Raw genomic sequence first — 17,952 nt, 5'->3', positions numbered from 1 at the left:
GTCTTGACGTGACATCAGGGTCGCGTCTTGAACGAATCGCTCGCCGCGGGCGCGCCCGTACCGCCCCGGACCGGTCCGGACCGACCCGTGCCGACCCGGACCGGTCCGGACCGGTCCAGCCGTCAGGAGTGGGCGCGTTCCCAGAGTTCGGTGACCTTGCCGGAGGCGTCGACGGCCACCTTGTAGTCGCCCGCCGAGCAGGGGTAGGAACCCTTCTCGCTGTGCGGGGAGGCGAGGCACTCGTTGATGTGCTTGACGACACCGGCCAGGTCGACGTCCTTCGGGGCCGCCATCACCGAGCTGAGGTGACCCTTGGCGGTGGGTGCGAAGGCCGCGGTCCGGTCGGCGCCGACCGGTTCGAAGGACACGTCGTTGACACCGCAGGCGTCCTTGGTGTCCCGGTAGGTGAGGGTGCCGGTGGTGGTCCCCTTCACCGGGTAGATCCACTTCTGACCGGCGGGCAGCGGCACATGGGTGCAGAAGCCCTCCGGCTCGTCGGAGCCGGGCGAGGCGACCGAGGCGGACGCACCGGGCGTAGCGGGCGCCGGGGACGCCGGCGGCGCAGTGGTCGGCGCGGCGCCCTTGGTGGCGGGCGCGCCGGTCCCACCGGGCGCGGTGGCGGCGGCCGGGGCGGTGGTGCCCTTGGCGCTCTGGTCGGGCGAGTTGTCCGGACCGCAGGCGGCCAGGCCGAGTGCGGCGGTCGTGACGAGCGCCGCGGCGAGCAGTCTCCTGGAAAAGGGCATGACGAAGGAACCCCCGTGTCAACACATGATCAGATGAATGGTGCGGCCGACACACTAGCGTCTTTCGCGGGCGAACCCTTCCGCCACCGCGAGCCGCACCTCGTCGAGGACCTCGGAGGACGGCAACGGCAGGGGCCGTCCCACCCGCACGGGGGTGGGGCGGCCCGGGGTCTGCTGGGTGAAGCCGGCGGTGAGGCCGGTGGCGGTTCCGCCGCCGGCGGGGGTGGCCCGCTGGTTCCACTGCCCGCTGTTGTAGTCGCCGTCGCGTTCGACGAGTACCGATGGCCCGGGACGAGCAGGGCGGGTGGAGCCGACGGCGTTGGACGGTCCGTCGGCGCGGTGATGGGGTGGCGGGGCGGCGGCAAGAGCGGCGAGAGCGAGGTCGAACTCCAGCTTTGGTCGGGGCGGGGCATCACCGAACTCCGGCATGCGGCGTACCCGGTACATCAGTACGTGCGCGGGCCCGCACCAAGGAGTGCGGGCCCGCGCACGCCGGCCGCTTCGCGCCCGGGTCCGGCCGGCCGACGGGCCCCTACGGGCGGGTGGGGCGGCGGGCGTGGAGGAGGGCGGCGTCGAGCGGGAGGGGGGTGTCGGCGAGGAGGTCCAGGCCGGCGGCGGCGAGGAGGTCGGCGTAGTGGTCGGCGCGGCGCTCGCGGCCGCCGACGTTGCACATCATGTGGACGTCCCAGGCGGTCGCCAGGGAGGCGGATCCGTCGGCGGGCAGCAGGCGTTCGACGATCAGCAGGTCCGCGTGCGCGGGCATCGCACGCTCGCAGTGGCGCAGGATGGCGCGGCAGCGGTCGTCGTCCCAGTCGTGCAGCACCCGGGACAGCAGGTAGACGTCGCCCTCGGCCGGGACGTCGGCGAAGTCGCCGGACCGGTAGGTGCAGCGGTCGGCGCAGCCGGCCTCCGCCATGGTGCGGCGGGCGGCCTCGACGGCGTGCGGGCGCTCCAGGAGCACGCCGCGCAGACCCGGGTGGGCGGTGAGGACCCGGGCGAGGAGTTCGCCGTTGCCGCCCGCGACGTCCACGACGGTGCCGCCGCCGGGCCGCGCGGCCGCGGCGGCGAGCGCGGGGTGGGCGGGGACGGGGTCGAACATGCGGGTGCTGGCGGCCATCGAGCGGTCGAACAGGTCGGCGAGTTCGGGGTCGCGGGCGAAGTGGTCGAAGTGGTTCTCGCCGAACAGGTGGTCGAAGGCGGTCTCGCCGGTGCGCACGGTGTGGTCGAGAGCGCCGAAGGAGTGGTAGAACGGTCCGCCGTACATCAGGGCGAGCGGCCGCATCGACGCCGGGGCGTCCTCGCGGAGCAGGGCACCGACCTCGGTGAGGCGGACGCGCTCCCCCTCGGCGGTCACCACGCCGAGCATCGCGAGGTAGCGCAGCAGGGTGGCCAGGGCCCGGGGATCGGTAGCGGTGCGGCGGGCCAGGGCGGCCCGGTCGATCGGCTCCCCCGGCGGGACGGCGTCGGGCAGGCGCAACCGGGCGGCGGCTGCCAGTGCCTGGGTGGTCCAGGCTCCGGTGAGCAGGCGCAGGAGCGTTTCGGCAGGCTGGTCGGCCGGCGCACCGGCGGACGGGCGGGTGCCGGTGCGGTCGGCCGTGCTGCCGGACATGGTGTCGGACATGGTGTCGGAGGTGCTGTCCGCCAGGTGGCCGGCCAGGACGTCGCGGTGGTCGCCCGGTGCGTACAACTCCACCCGCCGGTACCCCGCCAGCGAGGCGGCGGGCGCGGTGAAGTAGAACACGGTGCCGTTCTCGTGCGGGTTGTGGCCGCCGCCGTCGGGGACGGCGCCCCGGTCGGCGAGCAGGGCGCACAGTCCGCGCAGGAGCAGCGGTTCCGGGCGCAGGACCTCGAAGGCGAGATGTGCCTCGTGCTGGTGGGCCCGCTCGTGCTCGGCGACGGCCCCCAGGTCCGAACCCGCCGGAACGGTCAGCGCGAACACCTCGACCGCGCGTCGGGTGCCGTCCGCCGCCCGCACCCCGGGGCGCAGGATCGACACGTCGAGTCCGGCGGCGTCGCGGCCGTGCCGGGCGGCGAGCCGGTCGCGGACGACGGAGCTGGGGAGCGGCGGGGCATCGGCGGTCAGGCCGCAGGCCGCGAGCTCGGCGCGCAGGGTCGCCGGGTCGGGCGGGAACACCAGCACGGCCGCATGGGCGAAGGACAAGTGGCGCGTGAGGGAGTGCAGTTGTGGCCCGTCGAGGCCGGGGAGGAGGAGCGGGAGGAGCGTGGCGGTGTCGTGGCGCCGGACGAAGTCGGCGGCCGCACGCAGACAGGCGGCGTCGTCGGCCCGGCCGTCCGGACCGGTGGCGGGCGCGACAACGGCGGCAGCGGTCACGGCGCCGGCGGTCATCGCGGGAGCGGTCACGGCTCCGGCGGTCGTGGCAGGGGTGGTCGTGGCGGGAGTGGTCATGGCAGGGGTGTCCTCGGTGCGGTGCGCCGGCGGCCGGTGCTGCTCGGTGGGCCGACGGGGGATCGGTGAGCTGTCGGGGATCGGGAACGTGCGGTGAGGCGGTTCGCTCAGCCGCTCAGAGGCCGACGTAGTTCTCGGCGAACCAGTCCTGCTGGGCGCGCGAGGTGCGCAGCGCCTCCAGCCGGGCGCGGCGGAGTCCCGCGTCGAAGCCCGACGGGACGCCGGACGGGGTGGGCGTCGCGTGCAGCAGCCGGACCATCCAGTGCGAGAACTCCATCGCGCGCCAGATGTGCTCCAGGCAGCGCCGGGAGTAGTCGGCCAGGGCCCGGCCGTCGCCGTGCGCGAGGTCGTCGACGAGGGCGGCGGCCAGGAGTTCCGCCTCCAGCACCGCGAGGTTCGCCCCCTTGGCCGCCGACGGGGTGGGCATGCTCGCGGCGTCGCCCGCGAGCAGCAGGGAACCGTGGCGCAGCGGTTCGACGACGTCGCTCTCCAGGTCGACGACGGTGCGCGCGACGACGCTCCCCCGGTGCAGCGGGCCGTGCCGTGCGGCACGCATCCGCAGGTCCAGCTCGTGCCAGACCCGGTCCTCGTCCCAGTCCTCGGGCGCGGTGCCGCGCTCGCACTCGAGGTAGTAGCGGGTGATGTCGGAGGTGCGGGCCATGTGGCCGGCGAAGCCACGCTCGTGCACCGCGTAACCGACCGCGTCCAGGCTGGGCGGTGCCTCGACCAGCAGGCCCAGCCAGGACAGGCCGTGGTCGTGGCGGTGGACGACCGCGCCGGGCGGCAGTGAGCGGCGGGCGGCGCCGTGCCGGCCGTCGCAGCCGGCGACGTACCGGGCGCGCCACCGGAGGGGCTCCCCGTCGGGCCCGCGTGCCTCGACGGTCGGGTGTTCGCCGTCGAGGTCCAGGACGCGTTGGGCCTCGGTGCCGAACCGGACCTTCCCACCGGCCTCCTCGAAGGCGGCGAGCAGGTCCGCGACGAGGTACTGCTGCGGGTAGACGGTGTGGCGCTCGCCGCGGGCGAGCCGGGCGTAGTCGAGGCGGAAGCTGCCGTCCTCGGTGCGGAACTCGCAGGTGGCGTGGGGTCGGCCGCGGCGGCGCAGGCCATCGCCGAGGCCGTGGCGGTCCAGGATCCGGACGGTGTTCTCGGCGAGGAAGCCGGCCCTGGCCCGGCTGTGCAGGCGGGCCCGGTCGGCGCGTTCCAGGACGACGCAGTCGATGCCGTCCCGGTGCAGCAGGTTGGCGAGGACCAGACCGGCCGGTCCCGCGCCGAGAACGACCACCTGACTGTGGGGCGGGCTGTCGGTCGGGCTTCCGGCGGTGTTGTCCGTGGTCAAGGAATTCTGACGCTCAGTCACAGGAAGTGGATCATAATCACCGCTGGATACATGAAACGACGTAAATCACCCTCGCGGGTGAATAGGGTGACAATGATTCCTTTCCGGTCGTGGATGTCGATCGTCCACCCACGGTCCGGTTCGCCGCTCCCCCGGCGGCCGTGGCAGAGTGGCGCGATGAAGACCATCGGCCTGCTGGGCGGTATGAGCTGGGAATCCACCGCGACCTACTACCGCCTCCTCAACGAACTCACCCGGGACCGGCTCGGCGGCCTGCACTCCGCCAAGTGCGTGCTCTACTCGGTGGACTTCGCCGAGGTCGAGCGGCTCCAGACCGCCGGGGAGTGGGAGGCCGCGGGCCGGCTGCTCGCCGATGCCGCCCGCGCGGTCGAGGCGGCGGGCGCGGAACTGCTGCTGATCTGCACCAACACCATGCACAAGGTCGCCGACCAGGTGGCCGGCGCGGTGTCCGTCCCGCTGGTGCACCTCGCCGACGCGACGGCAGCGGCGGTCCTGACCGCCGGGGTGACGCGGGTCGGGCTGCTGGGCACCGCCTTCACCATGGAGCAGGACTTCTACCGGGACCGGCTGGCCTCCCACGGACTGGACGTCATGGTGCCCGATCCGGCGGGCCGGGCCCTGGTGCACCGGGTGATCTACGAGGAGCTCTGCCTCGGCGTGGTGCGCGAGGAGTCCCGGGCCGAGTACCGCCGGGTGATCTCCGAGCTGGTCGCGGCGGGCGCGGAGGGCGTGATCCTCGGCTGCACCGAGATCGAGCTCCTGGTCGGGCCCGGCGACAGCGCCGTCCCGGTCTTCCCCACCACCCGCATCCACGCCGAGGCCGCCGTCACCGCCGCGCTGTGACTCCGGTGCCGCGGACGGCCCCCCGGGGAGGTGACCCATCCCGGGGGGTCCCGGTCCCTACGAAGTGCCCCCCAGGCCGATCAGCAGATGGCAGACGAACACGGCCGGCAGGTAGCCGACCACGGCCCCGACGGGCCAGCGGGCCGCCCCGGTCCGACCGAAGCGACGGGCGGCGAGGGCCGCGAGGGCGACCGGCAGCAGCGCCAGCCACCCCCACCCGGCCGGTCCGCCGGCCCACGGCCGCAGCACCGCCAGCGACACCGCCGCGGACGCCACGGCGGAACCGAGCGCGAACGCGACGGTCCCGCGCAGGCCGAAGACCCGGACATAGGTGCGCTCGTGCGCGCCCGGCACGCGGACGACCTTGCGGACCAGTTCGTGGTGGGTTGCGGCCAGCATGATCACCGCCAGCAGCGGCAGCACGTGCCTCCCGGCCCGTGCGACCGTGTCCCCGTCCAGCCCCGTGTCGTGCAGGAAGACCGCGTACAGGTAGAGGTTGAGCAGCACCTGGACCGGGGAGCTCAGCAGGACGCCGCTGACGACGGCGTCGCCCCGCGGCCACCCCAGCCGCAGCTCGGCCCCCACCAGCAGTGCGGTGTAGACGAGTTGGGCGGCGATCAGCAGCAGGGCGGCCCGGTTGGCGGCGTTGAGGAGGAGCAGGAAGGCGGCCCCGGCACCGAAGAGGAGGTACAGGTCGCGCGGCAGTACGGCGCCGCGCGCCAGCGGGCGGGACGGGTTGTGGCGCCGGTCGTACGGCAGGTCGCGCAGGTCGTCCGCGGCCCGCATCAGGAGCAGGTCGACCAGCACGGTCAGCGCGGCGCCCACCGTGCCCCAGCCCGGCCGCCAGTGCCCGACCCGTGCGTCGGCGGCGGCGAACAGTCCGGTGGCGCCCACCGCCCACACCCCGGCGAACACCACCGACAGGGGCAGCGGGAAGCTGCCGCGCAGGAAGGCACCGAGGCGGACAGCGAGCGGCCCCGGGTCGGCGGGGGCGCCGGTCGGGGCGGGTGCCCCCGCAGCGGTGCCCGCCCTTGCAGCGGTGCCCGCTCCCGGACCGGTGCCCGCCTCGGGGCCGCGCCCTGCCTCCGGGCCGGTGGCGGCGGACCGGGCGGCCGGAGTGCTCACGCCGGCCGCCCCTCCGCGGCGGGGACCGCCGCGCCGCCGGCCGCCGTCCAGCGGACCGGCAACTGCCAGACGCCGTTGATGAACATCGTCCGCCGCCAGTCCAACTCGTTCTCGGGAACGGCGAGTTCCAGCACCTCGAAGCGGTTCAGCAGCGCGCTGACGCCGATCTGCAGCTCGGCCCGGGCGAGTTCGGCGCCCAGGCACAGATGGCGGCCGTAACCGAAGGCGAGGTGGGAGCCCGCGTCCGCACGGTCCGGGTCGAAGGCGTCCGGGTCGGCGAAGACGGCCGGGTCACGGTTGGCCGTGTCGGTGAGCGGCACCACGATCCGCCCGGCCGCCACCGGGCAGCCACCCAGCACGGTGTCCTCGGTCACCAGGTGCGGTGCCCCGCCGGTGTTGTTGAGGGAGCTGAAGCGCAGCATCTCCTCGACCGCCGCCGGGATCCGCTCGGGCTCCGCGCGCAGGCGCTTCACCAGGTCGGGGTGGCGCAGCAGGAGCAGCACGCACATGCCGAAGGAGTTGCCGGTCGTCTCGTAGCCGGCCATCAGCATGCCCGAGCCGAGGGACACCACCTCCCGGGCGGACAGCCGCTGGTCGGGATCGTCGTCCGGGCGCAGCGCCAGCCTGGTGAGCAGGTCGTCCGCCGGGGTGCCCGCCTCGGCGGCGCGCCGCTTGCCGTCGACCAGCGCGGTGAAGTACTCGTCCATCCGTGCCTGGGCGGCGGAGACCTCCTCGCGGGTGTGGCCGGAGGTGGACATGAGGATGTCCACCTCCGCGCGCAGCATCGCGCCGTCCTCCAGCGGGACGCCGAGCACCTCGCAGATGACCCGCATCGGGAAGGGCACGGTGAAGCCGCCCACCAGGTCGCTCTCACCGGCGCCGGCACCCGCGGTCAGGTCGTCGAGCAGTTCCTCGGCGAGGGCCTCCAGGCGCGGCCGCAGCAGGCGGACCTGCCGGGCGGTGAACGCCGGGAGGATCGCCCGCCGACGCCGGGTGTGGTCGGGCGCGTCGGCGGTGGCCAGCAGGACGGACTCGGTCTTGCGGGCGAACAGCGGGCGGGCCAGCTCGGTGTAGCCGGCCCGGCTGAAGCGGTCGTCGCCGAGCACGGCCGTGACGTCCTCGTGCCGGGTGACCAGCAGGGCGGGCTGCCCGCTGGACAGCTGCACCGGGTGCGGGGCACGGGCGTGCAGGACGTCGTGGTACGCGTCCGGCGGGCGCACGTCCCCGGCGGGCGGGAAGGGGAAACGGGCCGGTTCGTCGGTCATGTCCTGTCGCCCTTCTCGGTGCCGGTGGGCCGGTCGGTCGGAACGGGGCCGTCGGCGGTCGCCGTCCTGTCGGTCGCAACGGCCCCGTCGGCGGTGGCGGTCCCCTCGACCGTGGTGGCCCCGTCCACCGGCACCGCCCCGGCCGGTTCCCCGGGCTCCCCCGGTTCCTCCGGCTGTTCGGACGGCGGCAGCAGCCGCACCGTCCCGGCCGCGCCGTCGATCTCGATCCAGGCGCCGTCGGGTATCGCCGTGGTGGCCCCCGGGACGGCGACCACGGTGGGGACGCCGAGCAGGCGCCCGGTGATGGCCGTGTGGGACAGCAGGGTGCCGCGTTCGACGACCATGCCGGTCGCGGACATCATCAGGAACAGCCAGCCCGGATCGGTCTCCCGGGCGACCAGGATCCGCCCGGCGGCGAGGTCCGGGTCGGTGGACGGGTCCAGCACCACCTTGGCGCGGCCGCGCACCACACCGCCGCTGGAGCCGATGCCCCGCAGCACGCCGTCGTCCGCGGCGGCGGCCTCGCCCACCGCGCTCGCCCCCGGCAGCGCCCGGGCGAGCGGAAGTCCGGCGGGGGTGCTCAGCAGGGCGGGACGCTGCGGGGTCTTCTCCCAGCGCTCGCGCTGCGTGCGGCGCAGCACCACCAGGGCGCGCAGGTCGGTCACGGTGCCGGTGCCGTCGAAGGCGCCGATGACCTCCTCCACGGTCAGGTCGGCGACGTCGAGCGCGTCGTCCAGGACGCCGGTGCGGGCGAGTTCCGCGCCGAGCCGCCACATCACGTCACGCGACAGCCCGAACAGCTGGGTGCGGCAGAACCGGGTGTCCTCGCGGATCCGGGCGAGGTCGCGGGCGAGGGAGGTGACGCCGAGCAGGACGGCCCGCCGGGCCGGGTTCGGCAGCACCTCGCGCAGTCGCTCGCGGGCCCTCCGGGCGGCCGCCTGCTCGTCGGCCCGGCTCGCCGCCACCGTCGCGCCCTGGCGCACCAGCGGGCGGATCAGCGCGAGCACCGTCCACGGGCGCTGGCGCGGCGTGGGCTCCTCCAGCTTCAGGTCGTGCAGCGCCCGGTCGCCGTAGCGGGCGACGTAGCCGCGTGCGGCATCACCGACGGCCGCACCGTGCCGGCCCTCGACGATCTGCTGCCACAGCTGCTCGGGATCGCTCGCGTCGTCGAGCACGGCGGCCCGCAGTTCGGGGACGGCGCCGACGAGTTCGGCCAGGCCCATCGCCGCGCGCACCGCCTCCAGCGAACGGTTCTCCCGCCCGCCGCCCATCAGCCCGACCAGGACCTGCGGGCCCTCACCGGTCCAGCGGCGCAGCAGGACGCTGCCCGCGCCGAGCACGACGAGTGCGATGAACGCGTTCACCAGGGTGACGCCCCAGCGCTCGCCGGCGCGCTCCCAGAGCCGCCGGTAGAAGGCGATCAGCTCCTCCGGCGAGTCGCCGACGGTCTCGGCCTCGGCCATCTGCCGGTCCCACCAGCGCAGGAAGCTCTTGACCTGCCACGGGTGGAGGGCGCTGCGCCAGGCCAGCCGGGGCAGTGCCAGGGCGACGGCCGGGGCGGCCCAGCGGCGCTCGCCGCGGGCCGGACCGGTGATGCCCATCGCCTGTTCCCAGCCCCGGCGCACGAGTTCGAACATCGGCATCTGCCCGTGCAGGGCGTGCCAGTCGTCCAGCCGGTAGTAGACCTGGCCCTCCAGGTAGCCGACCATCCGGGCGAGGCGGTGGGCGTTGTCCCGCACCCAGGACTCGGGCACGCCCATCCGCCGGTAGAGGTCGGCGAAGGAGCGGCGGTAGAACTCGCGGGACTGGGAGTAGGTCAGCGCGCCGGAGACGCCGGGGAAGCTCTCGGTGATGTTGTGGTTGCCCCAGTGGGTTCGGGCACCCCCGGGCTGCTCCGGCGCGGCGGTTCCGGTCGCCGGGCCGGTTCCGGCCGGGGCGGTGGCCGTGGCCGTGGCCGTGGCCGTGGCCGTGGCCGTGGCCGTGGTTGTGATCGTTGCCGTTGCTGTCGCCGTTGCCGTGGGCGGCGCGGTGACCAGCGGGCGGGCCTGGAGGAGGTGGACGACACCGTCCTCGGTGAGGGCGCCCTCGATGTCCTGGGGGACGCCGAAGAGTTCCTCCACCCGAGCGGCCAGCTCCGCCACCGCGCGCACCTGGCCGTCGTCCAGCACCGGGACGTCGGCGAGTTCGGCGGCCACCGGCAGCAGCACCGGAGAACCGGCGGCGGCATCCGCGGGCAGGCCCATCGACCACTGCTTGCGCACGGTCAGCGCGGTCACCTCGTCGGTGGCCGGATCGTGGAAGAAGTGGTCGATGTCCGCCTTCTCCTGGACGACGCCCTCGCCGATGCCGTAGGCGGCCGCGACGACGCGGCGGACCGCGCCGTCGCGCGGGTCGCGGGTGAACGCGACGAACGAGCGGGTGCCGAGCACCATCCGCTGGACGCCGACCGCCACCCTGGCCCGCAACGGGTCCAGGCCGCGCAGGGCCCGGTAGCGCACGGCCTGCGGGTTGAACGCGGAGGCCCAGCAGCGCAGGACGGCGTCCTCGAGGCCGTCCTCGTCGACGTAGAGGAAGCTGTCGCTCATGCCGGCGAACGGGTCGACCGCGCTGTCCTCGCCGATCGCCTCGGCCTGCTCGGCCGGCTCGGCCCCCTCGGCCGCGCCGGTCTCCGGTGCGGCGGCAGCGGAGGCGTCGTCGGCACCGGACACGGCAGCGCCGGACGCGGCGGCGGCCGGGACCACGCACGCCCGGACCGCGACCAGGCCGTCCGGCCCGGCGACGGCCGCGAACTCCTTGCGGATCCGCTCGGCCAGCGCCACCGGCAGCCGCGCGCCGCCCAGGGCCTCCCGGGCAGCCGCGCACCATGCCTCCACCTCCGCCGGGCCCGCGCCGTCCGCCGGCCCGGCCGGCAGGGTCGGGCGCAGCGCGTCCAGGGCCTCGTCGAAGGCGGCGGCGGGCAGGCAGAAGAACTCCGGCACCCGGAACCCGGCCCGCCGCAGCACCTCCTGCCGGGCGAACTTGTTGCCGACCCGCGCGGCGTCGGCCAGCACCTCGCCGCCGTCCGTCGTCGTGGTCACCACGAGTTCGGTCATGCGCTCCCACCGCCCCATCCCGTGCCGCCCCAGCCGTCCAGGTGCAGCACGCTGTCCACCGGCCGGCGCGGCGCCGGTCCGAATCCGTCCCCCAGCACGTGCGCGGTGGGGATCAGGGCCCCCTGGCGCACGTCGCCCGGCAGCCCGAGGAGGTCGGCGACCTCCTGCTCGGCGTCCAGGTGCACCGTCGTCCACGCCGTTCCCAGGCCGCGGGCGCGGGCGGCGAGCATGTAGCTCCAGGCGGCGGGGAGGAGCGAGCCCCACACCCCCGCCTGGTTGGCCGCCGTGAGCCGGCGGCTGCCGAGCTCCAGGCACGGGACCACCAGCACCGGCACCTCGTGCAGGTGCTCCGCCAGGTGCCGGCCACCGGCCAGCATCCGGTCCGACACCCCGTCGGCCGCCGCGGTGTCCCCGGTCGCGGCGGCGGTGGCGGCGGTCGCCCCGGCGGTGGCGGCGGCGGCCGGCGGGTAGCGGGCCTCGAACGACCTCCGGTAGACCTCGGCGATCCGCTTGCGCAGCCCGTCCTCGGCCACCACCAGCCAGTGCCAGCGCTGGGTGTTGCCGCCGTTGGGCGCCTGGAGCGCGATCTCCACGCACTCGCGGACCAGGTCGAGGTCCACCGGGCGGGAGAGGTCCAGCCGCAGCCGCACCGAACGCGTGGTCGTGAGCAGTTCGTCCGGTGTCGCCGGCACCGCGACCCGCGGCGGGCGGGCGGAGGCGCTCACCAGAGACCCGGCACGAGGCGGGAGTGCCCGGCCGCGTAGTCGCGGTAGCCGGGGATGTTCAGCAGCATCCGCTCCTCGGTGCGGATCCGGAAGGTGATCGCCGCGGCGAGCACCACCAGCAGCGCCACGCTCAGCGGGTTCAGGAAGAACACCACGAAGCCGACGTGCGCCGACAGCATTCCCGCGTAGGCGGGGTGGCGGATGAACCGGTAGACGCCCCAGGTGACGACCTGGTGGTCCGTCTGCCGGGTCACGTGGTGCGAGTAGAACCGCCCCAGCGTGCGGATCGCCACCTGCCGCAGCACGACCCCGCCGACGAACACCGCCGCCGGGAGCAGCAGCAGCGGCGACCACGCGTCCCAGGGCAGCGGCCCCAGCACGGCCGCGGACACGGTCGCGATCCGGGCCGTCGCGTAGAACAGCAGCGACGCCGACTCGCGCGGCGCCGAGCCGGAGGTCCGGAAGGTCACCGGGATCTCGACCGCCAGCCACGCCAGGTAGAAGGCGGCCAGCACGGCCGCCACCAGGTCCACCCCCTCGCCCGCGTGCCGCAGGTGGACCACCAGCCCGGTGGCCACCGCGCTCACCGCGACCACGAACAACAACTGCGGTGCCCGCACCGCCCACGACGAGCCCGTGCCCGCCGTCTGTTCCGCCCCGCTCACTTCGCCGACCTCCGCTTCAAGTAACCCGCGCGACTGAGGGTGTGGACGCCGATCTGCATCCGGCCGTACCCCTCGCCGCTCTCCGCGTCCACGACCGCGAACCCGTACACCGCGCGCGCCCCGCGCGCCGGTGCGAACTCCCACCGCAACTCCAACGGCACCTCGATCGGCAGGCCGGTCGGCAGGTCCGCCTCCAGCGACAGCCAGAGCATCTGCGCGTCGACGTCCCGCCCGTGGGCCGTGTGGCCGAGCATCGTCGCCATCTGCCGGGCCGACTCGACCAGCGCCCCCGGGGTGTGCACCCCGCCGCCCGCCAGCCGGTGGCCCGTCGGCGGAACCAGCACCGCGGCCCGTTCGACCCGCACCGCACCGCCCAGCAGGACGTTCTCCGGCCGGTGCCGGTGCACCAGCCCCGGATCGGCGGGTACCGCGGCCTCCCGCCCCGTTCGGAGCGGGGAGGGTGTCCCGCCCAGGCGGATCGTGGCCCGGCTGACGGCCTCGCCGTCCTGCAACGCCGCCAGCTCCCACGCCGGCCCGTCGTCGGCCGCGATCGGGCCGCCGCTCAGCCACACCGGTGAACCCAGCTCACACATCCGGTCGAAGCTCATCGTGAGCCGCAGCCGGCCACCGTCCGCATCGAGCTGTTCCGGTGCCCGGGCCCCGACGAAGTCCAGCACTCCCGCCACCAGCACCATTCCGGGCACATGGTCCAGCGGGTGATCGAAGAAACACACGTCCTTCTCGTCCACCACCACCGGGACGACCACTCCCGGCCCCGATCCGCCGACATTTGCGGACGGAACCCCATCTGTTTGGTCGAATCCCTCCCCCCGGAAGTCTTCTGACGAACTGTCATGAACCGATGGAACGTCAGTTCCATATGAGACACCTGGTACCAACGAGGTCACGGGCCGAGGTAACCATCGATCACCTGTCCGAGCAACCCGGACCGGTCCACACCCCGACCGGGCCCCACCGGCGACCAAAAACACCCGCAACGATGGCCGAAAACCCCGTCGCCGACACCACCCCGCTGCATCCCCCGGACAGAGCCGGGAGGGCAAGGGGGGCACCCCGGCCCGGGGAGGCCCGGGACGGCGGGGCCGCCGCTCCGGGCCGCGCCCGACTACGGCTGCAGCATGACGAGAAGCTCCGTACCCGGTACCAACTTCCGGTTGACGGAGGTGGACTGGACGAACACCGTGTAGGCCGGATTGTCGCCGGGCTTGACCGTGGCCTCCGAGGACGGCAGGCCGAGCAGTCGGCGGGCCGCCGGGCCCGAGAACACCCTGCCGGTCATCCGGCCGGTGGCCGGGTCCTTCTCCGCGACGGCGAGCTGCTTGCCGCCCTGGATCCGCTCCCGCTTGGACAGCTCGTAGAAGGCGCAGCCCGTCCGGTAGGCGTGCCCGGCGCCGGTGACGAACTCGCGGATGGGCAGCTGCTTGTCGACCGGGACGAGCGCGTACGCACCCGGGTCCAGGGCGTCGAGCTCGGCGGTGACCTCGGCGGCGCTGAGGTCCTGGCCCATGGTGAAGAGGTTCTTGGTGCCCCGCACACCCTTCTCGCGGCCGCGCAGGAAGCTCGTGGCGGCGGACTTGACGGTGCCGATGGCCTCCTCGACGCCCTTGCTGGAGTCGGCGTCCCAGATCGCGATATTGCCCGCGGGGAATCCGTACTCCTGGGCGGTGCGCTTGGCCAGCGAATTCGGGACCAGAATCGCCGAGGTCCACTGGTCGGGCAGCCCGGCCATGGCCGTGTGGATCCGCTCCATCCACCCCTGCAGCACGGCCTTCCCCTTGGCGCCCGGAATGCGGATGTGCATCTTTCCGCTCTCGGAACAGCCGGAGGCGTTCTCCTCCCCGTCGGTCACGACGACCTGGAGGAAGGAGTGCTCCCCGTAGCCCTCCCAGATGTTCTTCAGATCGTCGACGGACTTCACGGCCGCCTCGATCAGCGCCGTCGCGCCGTTGTCGACCCGGTAGAGGCCCTTCAGCGAGGGCAGGTGCTTGACGTCCATGTCCCAGACGAGGTTCCGCACTTCGTGGTCGAAGGCGTAGAGGCTGATCCTGGTCTCGTGCCCGAGCCGGTCGGACTCCTCCTGGAGACCCTTGACGAACTCGTCCACGACCCGGACCAGCTGCTGCTCGTGCTGGCGCATCGAGCCGGACTTGTCGACCACCAGCGAAACGTGGTTGACCTTGTGGTCGATCCTGTTCGTGGACATTCTTCTCCCCTTTTCCCAACGCCATTTCCGGCGCCTTCCGGCGCTCCCCTCGGCGTTGTTCCAACCCTATGGGGAGGCACTGACAATTCCGCCGGACCGGGAGGCTGCCGCGGCCGGGGAAGGGGGCGGGGGATTCGGGCGGGGGATTCGGGCGGGGGATTCGGGCCGGGCCAGAGCATCGGTCCGGGGCATCGGTCGGGGGCATCGGTCCGGGCCGGAGCAGAGCGTCAGGCCGGACCGGGGGCGGCACCCGTGGCGCGGTCGTGCAGCAGGGCGGCCAGCACGTCGGCGTACGGGCGGGCGCGGCGCCGACGGGGCAGCGCGAGGCCGAAGTGCCGGGCGGGGCGCGGCGGGGTGACGGGGACGACCCGGGTGCCGGGCTGCGGCGGGTCGAGGGCGACCTGCGGGACGAGGGAGACGCCGACGCCGGCGGCGACCAGGGAGCGGGCGAAGAAGTAGTCGGTGGTGGAGCCCGCCACCCGCAGTTCGAAACCGGCCATCAGGGCGTGGCGGCGCAGGAAGGCCTCGGTCTTCGAGCAGCCCAGCACCCAGGGGTCGTCGGCGAGTTCGGAGAGGTCGAGGGCGGCCCGGCCGGCCAGCGGATGGTGCTCGGGCAGGACGACCGACAGCGGGTCCGTCATCAGCGGCGTCCACTCCAGGCCGGAGCGGTCGCCCGGGACGACGGGCAGCGGCCCGTCGAAGTGGTAGGCGAGGGCGAGGTCGGCGCTGCCGTCGCGGACCATCGGGAGGCTGTCCTCCGGCTCGCGCTCGACGATCCGCAGTTCCACCTCCGGGTGCGCCGCCGCGAACCGGGCCAGCACCGGGGGCAGCAGGTGGCGGCCGCCGCTGGTGAAGGTGGCGAGCGTCAGCCGGGGCCGGTCCGCGCCCAGGCTCGCGATCCGTTCCTCGGCGTGCCGCAGTTCGGCGCCCACCGCGACGGCGGCGTCGACCAGCAGCCGACCCGCCTCGGTCAGCCGCACCCCGCGCGTCGACCGCTCCACCACGGTGGTGCCGAGACCGCGTTCGAGGGCCGCGATCTGCTGGGAGACGGCGGAGGGTGTCAGCAGCAGCGCGGTGGCGGCGCGGTTGAAGCTGCCGTGCTCGGCCACGGCCTGGAGCATGGTGAGCCGCCTGACGTCGAGCATGGTCGTTCCCCCCGAGTGCGCGCCGGTGCCGCCGCCCTCCTCGGCGGGCGGCGCGGAGAGGACAGTACCCCGGCGGCGGCGCTTCCGCGTACGGACGGGCGGACGGGCGGGCAGCCGCTCGCTCAGCCTCCGGCGGGCCCCGGCCCCGACCCCGATCCCGGTCCCCGGTCCGGCGGAGCGGGCGTCAGAACCGTACCGACCAGCTCCGCCAGCCGCGCCCGCAGCTCCTCCCGGTCCGTGCCGCCCGGTCCGGCCAGGTACTCGACCAGGTCGGCGCGGACCGCGGCGAGCAGCACGTGGGCGGTGAAGCCGCTGTCGGCCGCGAGCGGGATCCGCTCCAGCAGCGTGCGGAGCAGATCGTGCCAGCGCGCGTAGTGCTCCGTCCGGTAGGGGCTGGTGTCGCCGTCCTCCAGCGCCAGGGCGAGCGCGCGGTTGTCGAGCTTGAAGCGGAGCAGGGCGTCGAGCAGGGCGGGGACCCGCTCGGCCGGCGGGGCGTCCGGCCCGAGCGGCGGCGGGCCCGTCCCGACCGCGGCTCCGAGCGGTTCGAGCCGGGCCTCGTACAGCGCGCGGAGCAGTCCGGCCCGGTCCCCGAAGGCCCGGAAGATCGTGCCCTTGCCGACACCGGCCGCGGCCGCGACCTCGGCCATGGTGACGTCCTCGGCGTTCTCCCGCCGGGCGAACAGGGCGTCGGCGGCCGCGAGAACGGCCGCCCTGTTGCGGACGGCGTCCTTGCGGGACCTGTGCTCGGACATGCCGTTCCGCCCTTCTCGTTCCTCCGGGTCCGCTCCGAGGAAACGGACCCTCGGTCCATATCCCTCGGCGAAGAGCGTAGCCGGTCGCGGACCCTGCTCCCGCCCTCCCGGGGGGAAATGCCCTGGCGCGCCGACCTGCCGACCCGTCCTGTCCAGCACCGTCCTGTCCAGCACCGTCCTGTCCAGCACCGTCCTGTCCAGCACCGTCCTGTCCGATACCGCCCCGACGGCCGCACCCGACCGACGCGCCCTGCCGACCGAGGAACCCGTCGCGGATGATGTCGGACGTGGGAAGCGCCGTGTCCGCACCACCTCCGGACACGGCGTCGCGCGCCGCCACCGTCGACCGATCCCGGAGGACGCACCATGCGCCGCACCGCCCAGACCGTCACCCCGGCCACCCCGACCGCCCCGGCCACCTCGCCGACCGCGGTCCGCAGCACCGTCCGGACCGCCCTCGTCGTCGCCTCGGCCGCCGCCCTCCTCGCGGCACCCGTCGCCGTCACCCCGGCCCTCGCCGCCCCCGCGACCAACCCGGTCGTCCTCATTCACGGGCGCAACGCCGACCCCGGGGTCTGGGGCACCGCGATCGACGTCCTGCTCTCGAAGGGCTACGACCGCAGCCGGCTCTTCACCTGGTCGTACGACACCTCGCTGTCCACGAACGAGACCCTCGCCGACCGGCTCTCCGCCTACGTCGACCAGGTGCTCGCGCAGACCGGTGCCGCCAAGGTCGACATCGTCGCCCACAGCCTCGGCAGCCTGCCCAGCCGCTGGTACGTCAAGTTCGGCAACGGCAGCCGCACGGTGAAGAACTGGATCTCGCTGGCCGGCCCCAACCACGGCACCGGCCTGGCCTGGCTCTGCGCCGCCTGGGACCAGGGCTGCCGGGACATGACGCCCGGTTCCTACGTCGTCAGCCACCTGAACCGCACCCCGGAGACGCCCGCCCCGGTCCACTACTGGACCTTCTGGTCACCGGCCGACGAACAGATAACCCCCGCCTCGAGCACCCGACTCGACGGCGCCACCAACACCGAGGTCCCCGGTCTCAAGCACAACGACTTCCTCGGCAACGCGGCGGTGCTCGCCCGGGTCGCCGCCGTCCTCACCGGTGGCTGAGGCCGTCCACCGAGCGCGGCAGGGCAGGGGCCTGGCGGCAGCCGACCTGCATCCGACCGGCGGCCGACCTCCTGGCGGCCTCCGGGCGGCCTCCGGTTGACCCGCACCGGAGCGGCGCCGGAGTGGTGCCGGAGTGATGCCGGCCGACGGCCTTCACCGAAGATCCCCGAAAGTACCCCCTGACAGACCTTGACCTCGGCGGGCAGATAGTATGTACCCGCACGTGAGGCCCGGCAGACGGCTTCCCGTCGCGTGCGGGGGCTCACGAGGCCGTCCCGCATGCCCGCCCCCGTCTGCCGACACCCCGTGGCGCCGCCTGTGACCCTCGACGCCGGACGGACCACCGGGGTCGCCGAACCAGGGCCCTCGAGGAGCGATGTGACGGGACACCGACCGGGCCGGGTGCGGCCGTGGCCCGGTGCTGGTCCCGGTGCCCCGCCGCCCCCGGGGGTTCCGTCCCCACACGCCCTTCCCCACGCCCTCCCTC

The 17,952-nt window shown here is 74.5% G+C and carries 15 protein-coding genes; 2 read left to right on the top strand and 13 right to left on the bottom strand.

Annotated features, from left to right (window positions below):
• Positions 1 to 122 precede the first annotated feature (122 nt).
• The 4 genes from ACIPYS_RS07480 to ACIPYS_RS07465 form a co-directional block, all read right to left on the bottom strand.
• Entirely contained in the window at positions 123 to 743 is a 621-nt protein-coding gene (locus ACIPYS_RS07480; RefSeq protein WP_400744398.1) for a hypothetical protein, read from the bottom strand.
• 54 nt (positions 744 to 797) lie between these two features.
• A complete protein-coding gene (locus ACIPYS_RS07475; RefSeq protein WP_400744396.1) occupies positions 798 to 1,172 on the bottom strand; it encodes a hypothetical protein in 375 nt (124 codons plus the stop codon).
• A gap of 103 nt (positions 1,173 to 1,275) precedes the next feature.
• Positions 1,276 to 3,150 (bottom strand): methyltransferase, encoded by a 1,875-nt coding sequence (locus ACIPYS_RS07470; RefSeq protein WP_400744393.1) that lies wholly within the window; start codon positions 3,148 to 3,150, stop codon positions 1,276 to 1,278.
• 115 nt (positions 3,151 to 3,265) lie between these two features.
• Positions 3,266 to 4,486, bottom strand: a complete 1,221-nt coding sequence (locus ACIPYS_RS07465; protein ID WP_400744391.1) for a 4-hydroxybenzoate 3-monooxygenase — start codon at positions 4,484 to 4,486, stop codon at positions 3,266 to 3,268.
• A 177-nt stretch (positions 4,487 to 4,663) separates the two neighbouring features.
• Between ACIPYS_RS07465 and ACIPYS_RS07460 the strand changes: the two genes are divergently transcribed.
• On the top strand, positions 4,664 to 5,350 hold the full coding sequence (locus ACIPYS_RS07460) for an aspartate/glutamate racemase family protein (RefSeq protein ID WP_400744388.1): 687 nt from the start codon (positions 4,664 to 4,666) through the stop codon (positions 5,348 to 5,350).
• Positions 5,351 to 5,407: 57 nt separating this feature from the next.
• Here ACIPYS_RS07460 and ACIPYS_RS07455 read toward each other — a convergent pair whose 3' ends face one another.
• The 9 genes from ACIPYS_RS07455 to ACIPYS_RS07415 form a co-directional block, all read right to left on the bottom strand.
• Entirely contained in the window at positions 5,408 to 6,475 is a 1,068-nt protein-coding gene (locus ACIPYS_RS07455) for a hypothetical protein (protein ID WP_400744385.1), read from the bottom strand.
• Entirely contained in the window at positions 6,472 to 7,740 is a 1,269-nt protein-coding gene (locus ACIPYS_RS07450; RefSeq protein WP_400744382.1) for a cytochrome P450, read from the bottom strand. Before ACIPYS_RS07450 ends, ACIPYS_RS07455 begins: the two co-directional genes overlap by 4 nt.
• Positions 7,737 to 10,832: a PEP/pyruvate-binding domain-containing protein gene (locus ACIPYS_RS07445; RefSeq protein WP_400744379.1), complete on the bottom strand. Its 3,096-nt coding sequence runs from the start codon at positions 10,830 to 10,832 to the stop codon at positions 7,737 to 7,739. The genes ACIPYS_RS07450 and ACIPYS_RS07445 overlap by 4 nt, the downstream gene beginning before the upstream one ends.
• Positions 10,829 to 11,557, bottom strand: a complete 729-nt coding sequence (locus ACIPYS_RS07440; protein ID WP_400744376.1) for a nitroreductase family protein — start codon at positions 11,555 to 11,557, stop codon at positions 10,829 to 10,831. The genes ACIPYS_RS07445 and ACIPYS_RS07440 overlap by 4 nt, the downstream gene beginning before the upstream one ends.
• Positions 11,554 to 12,222: a methyltransferase family protein gene (locus ACIPYS_RS07435; protein WP_400744373.1), complete on the bottom strand. Its 669-nt coding sequence runs from the start codon at positions 12,220 to 12,222 to the stop codon at positions 11,554 to 11,556. The genes ACIPYS_RS07440 and ACIPYS_RS07435 overlap by 4 nt, the downstream gene beginning before the upstream one ends.
• Positions 12,219 to 12,989: an AfsA-related hotdog domain-containing protein gene (locus tag ACIPYS_RS07430; protein ID WP_093863797.1), complete on the bottom strand. Its 771-nt coding sequence runs from the start codon at positions 12,987 to 12,989 to the stop codon at positions 12,219 to 12,221. Before ACIPYS_RS07430 ends, ACIPYS_RS07435 begins: the two co-directional genes overlap by 4 nt.
• Positions 12,990 to 13,348: 359 nt before the next feature.
• Positions 13,349 to 14,446: a vWA domain-containing protein gene (locus ACIPYS_RS07425; RefSeq protein ID WP_400744370.1), complete on the bottom strand. Its 1,098-nt coding sequence runs from the start codon at positions 14,444 to 14,446 to the stop codon at positions 13,349 to 13,351.
• 227 nt (positions 14,447 to 14,673) lie between these two features.
• Positions 14,674 to 15,591 (bottom strand): LysR family transcriptional regulator, encoded by a 918-nt coding sequence (locus ACIPYS_RS07420; RefSeq protein WP_400744367.1) that lies wholly within the window; start codon positions 15,589 to 15,591, stop codon positions 14,674 to 14,676.
• Between the two features lie 122 nt (positions 15,592 to 15,713).
• Complete coding sequence (locus ACIPYS_RS07415) at positions 15,714 to 16,343, bottom strand: TetR family transcriptional regulator (RefSeq protein ID WP_400744365.1); 630 nt, start codon at positions 16,341 to 16,343, stop codon at positions 15,714 to 15,716.
• A gap of 366 nt (positions 16,344 to 16,709) precedes the next feature.
• On the opposite strand from ACIPYS_RS07415, the gene ACIPYS_RS07410 reads away from it, so the two are divergent.
• Positions 16,710 to 17,465 carry an esterase/lipase family protein gene (locus ACIPYS_RS07410; RefSeq protein WP_400744362.1) on the top strand — a complete coding sequence of 252 codons (756 nt, stop codon included), beginning with the start codon at positions 16,710 to 16,712 and terminating at the stop codon, positions 17,463 to 17,465.
• Positions 17,466 to 17,952: the final 487 nt, after the last annotated feature.

The organism is Kitasatospora sp. NPDC089913 (genome assembly GCF_044748625.1).
GTDB lineage: Bacteria > Actinomycetota > Actinomycetes > Streptomycetales > Streptomycetaceae > Kitasatospora.
This window is presented reverse-complemented; position numbering and strand designations above follow the sequence as displayed.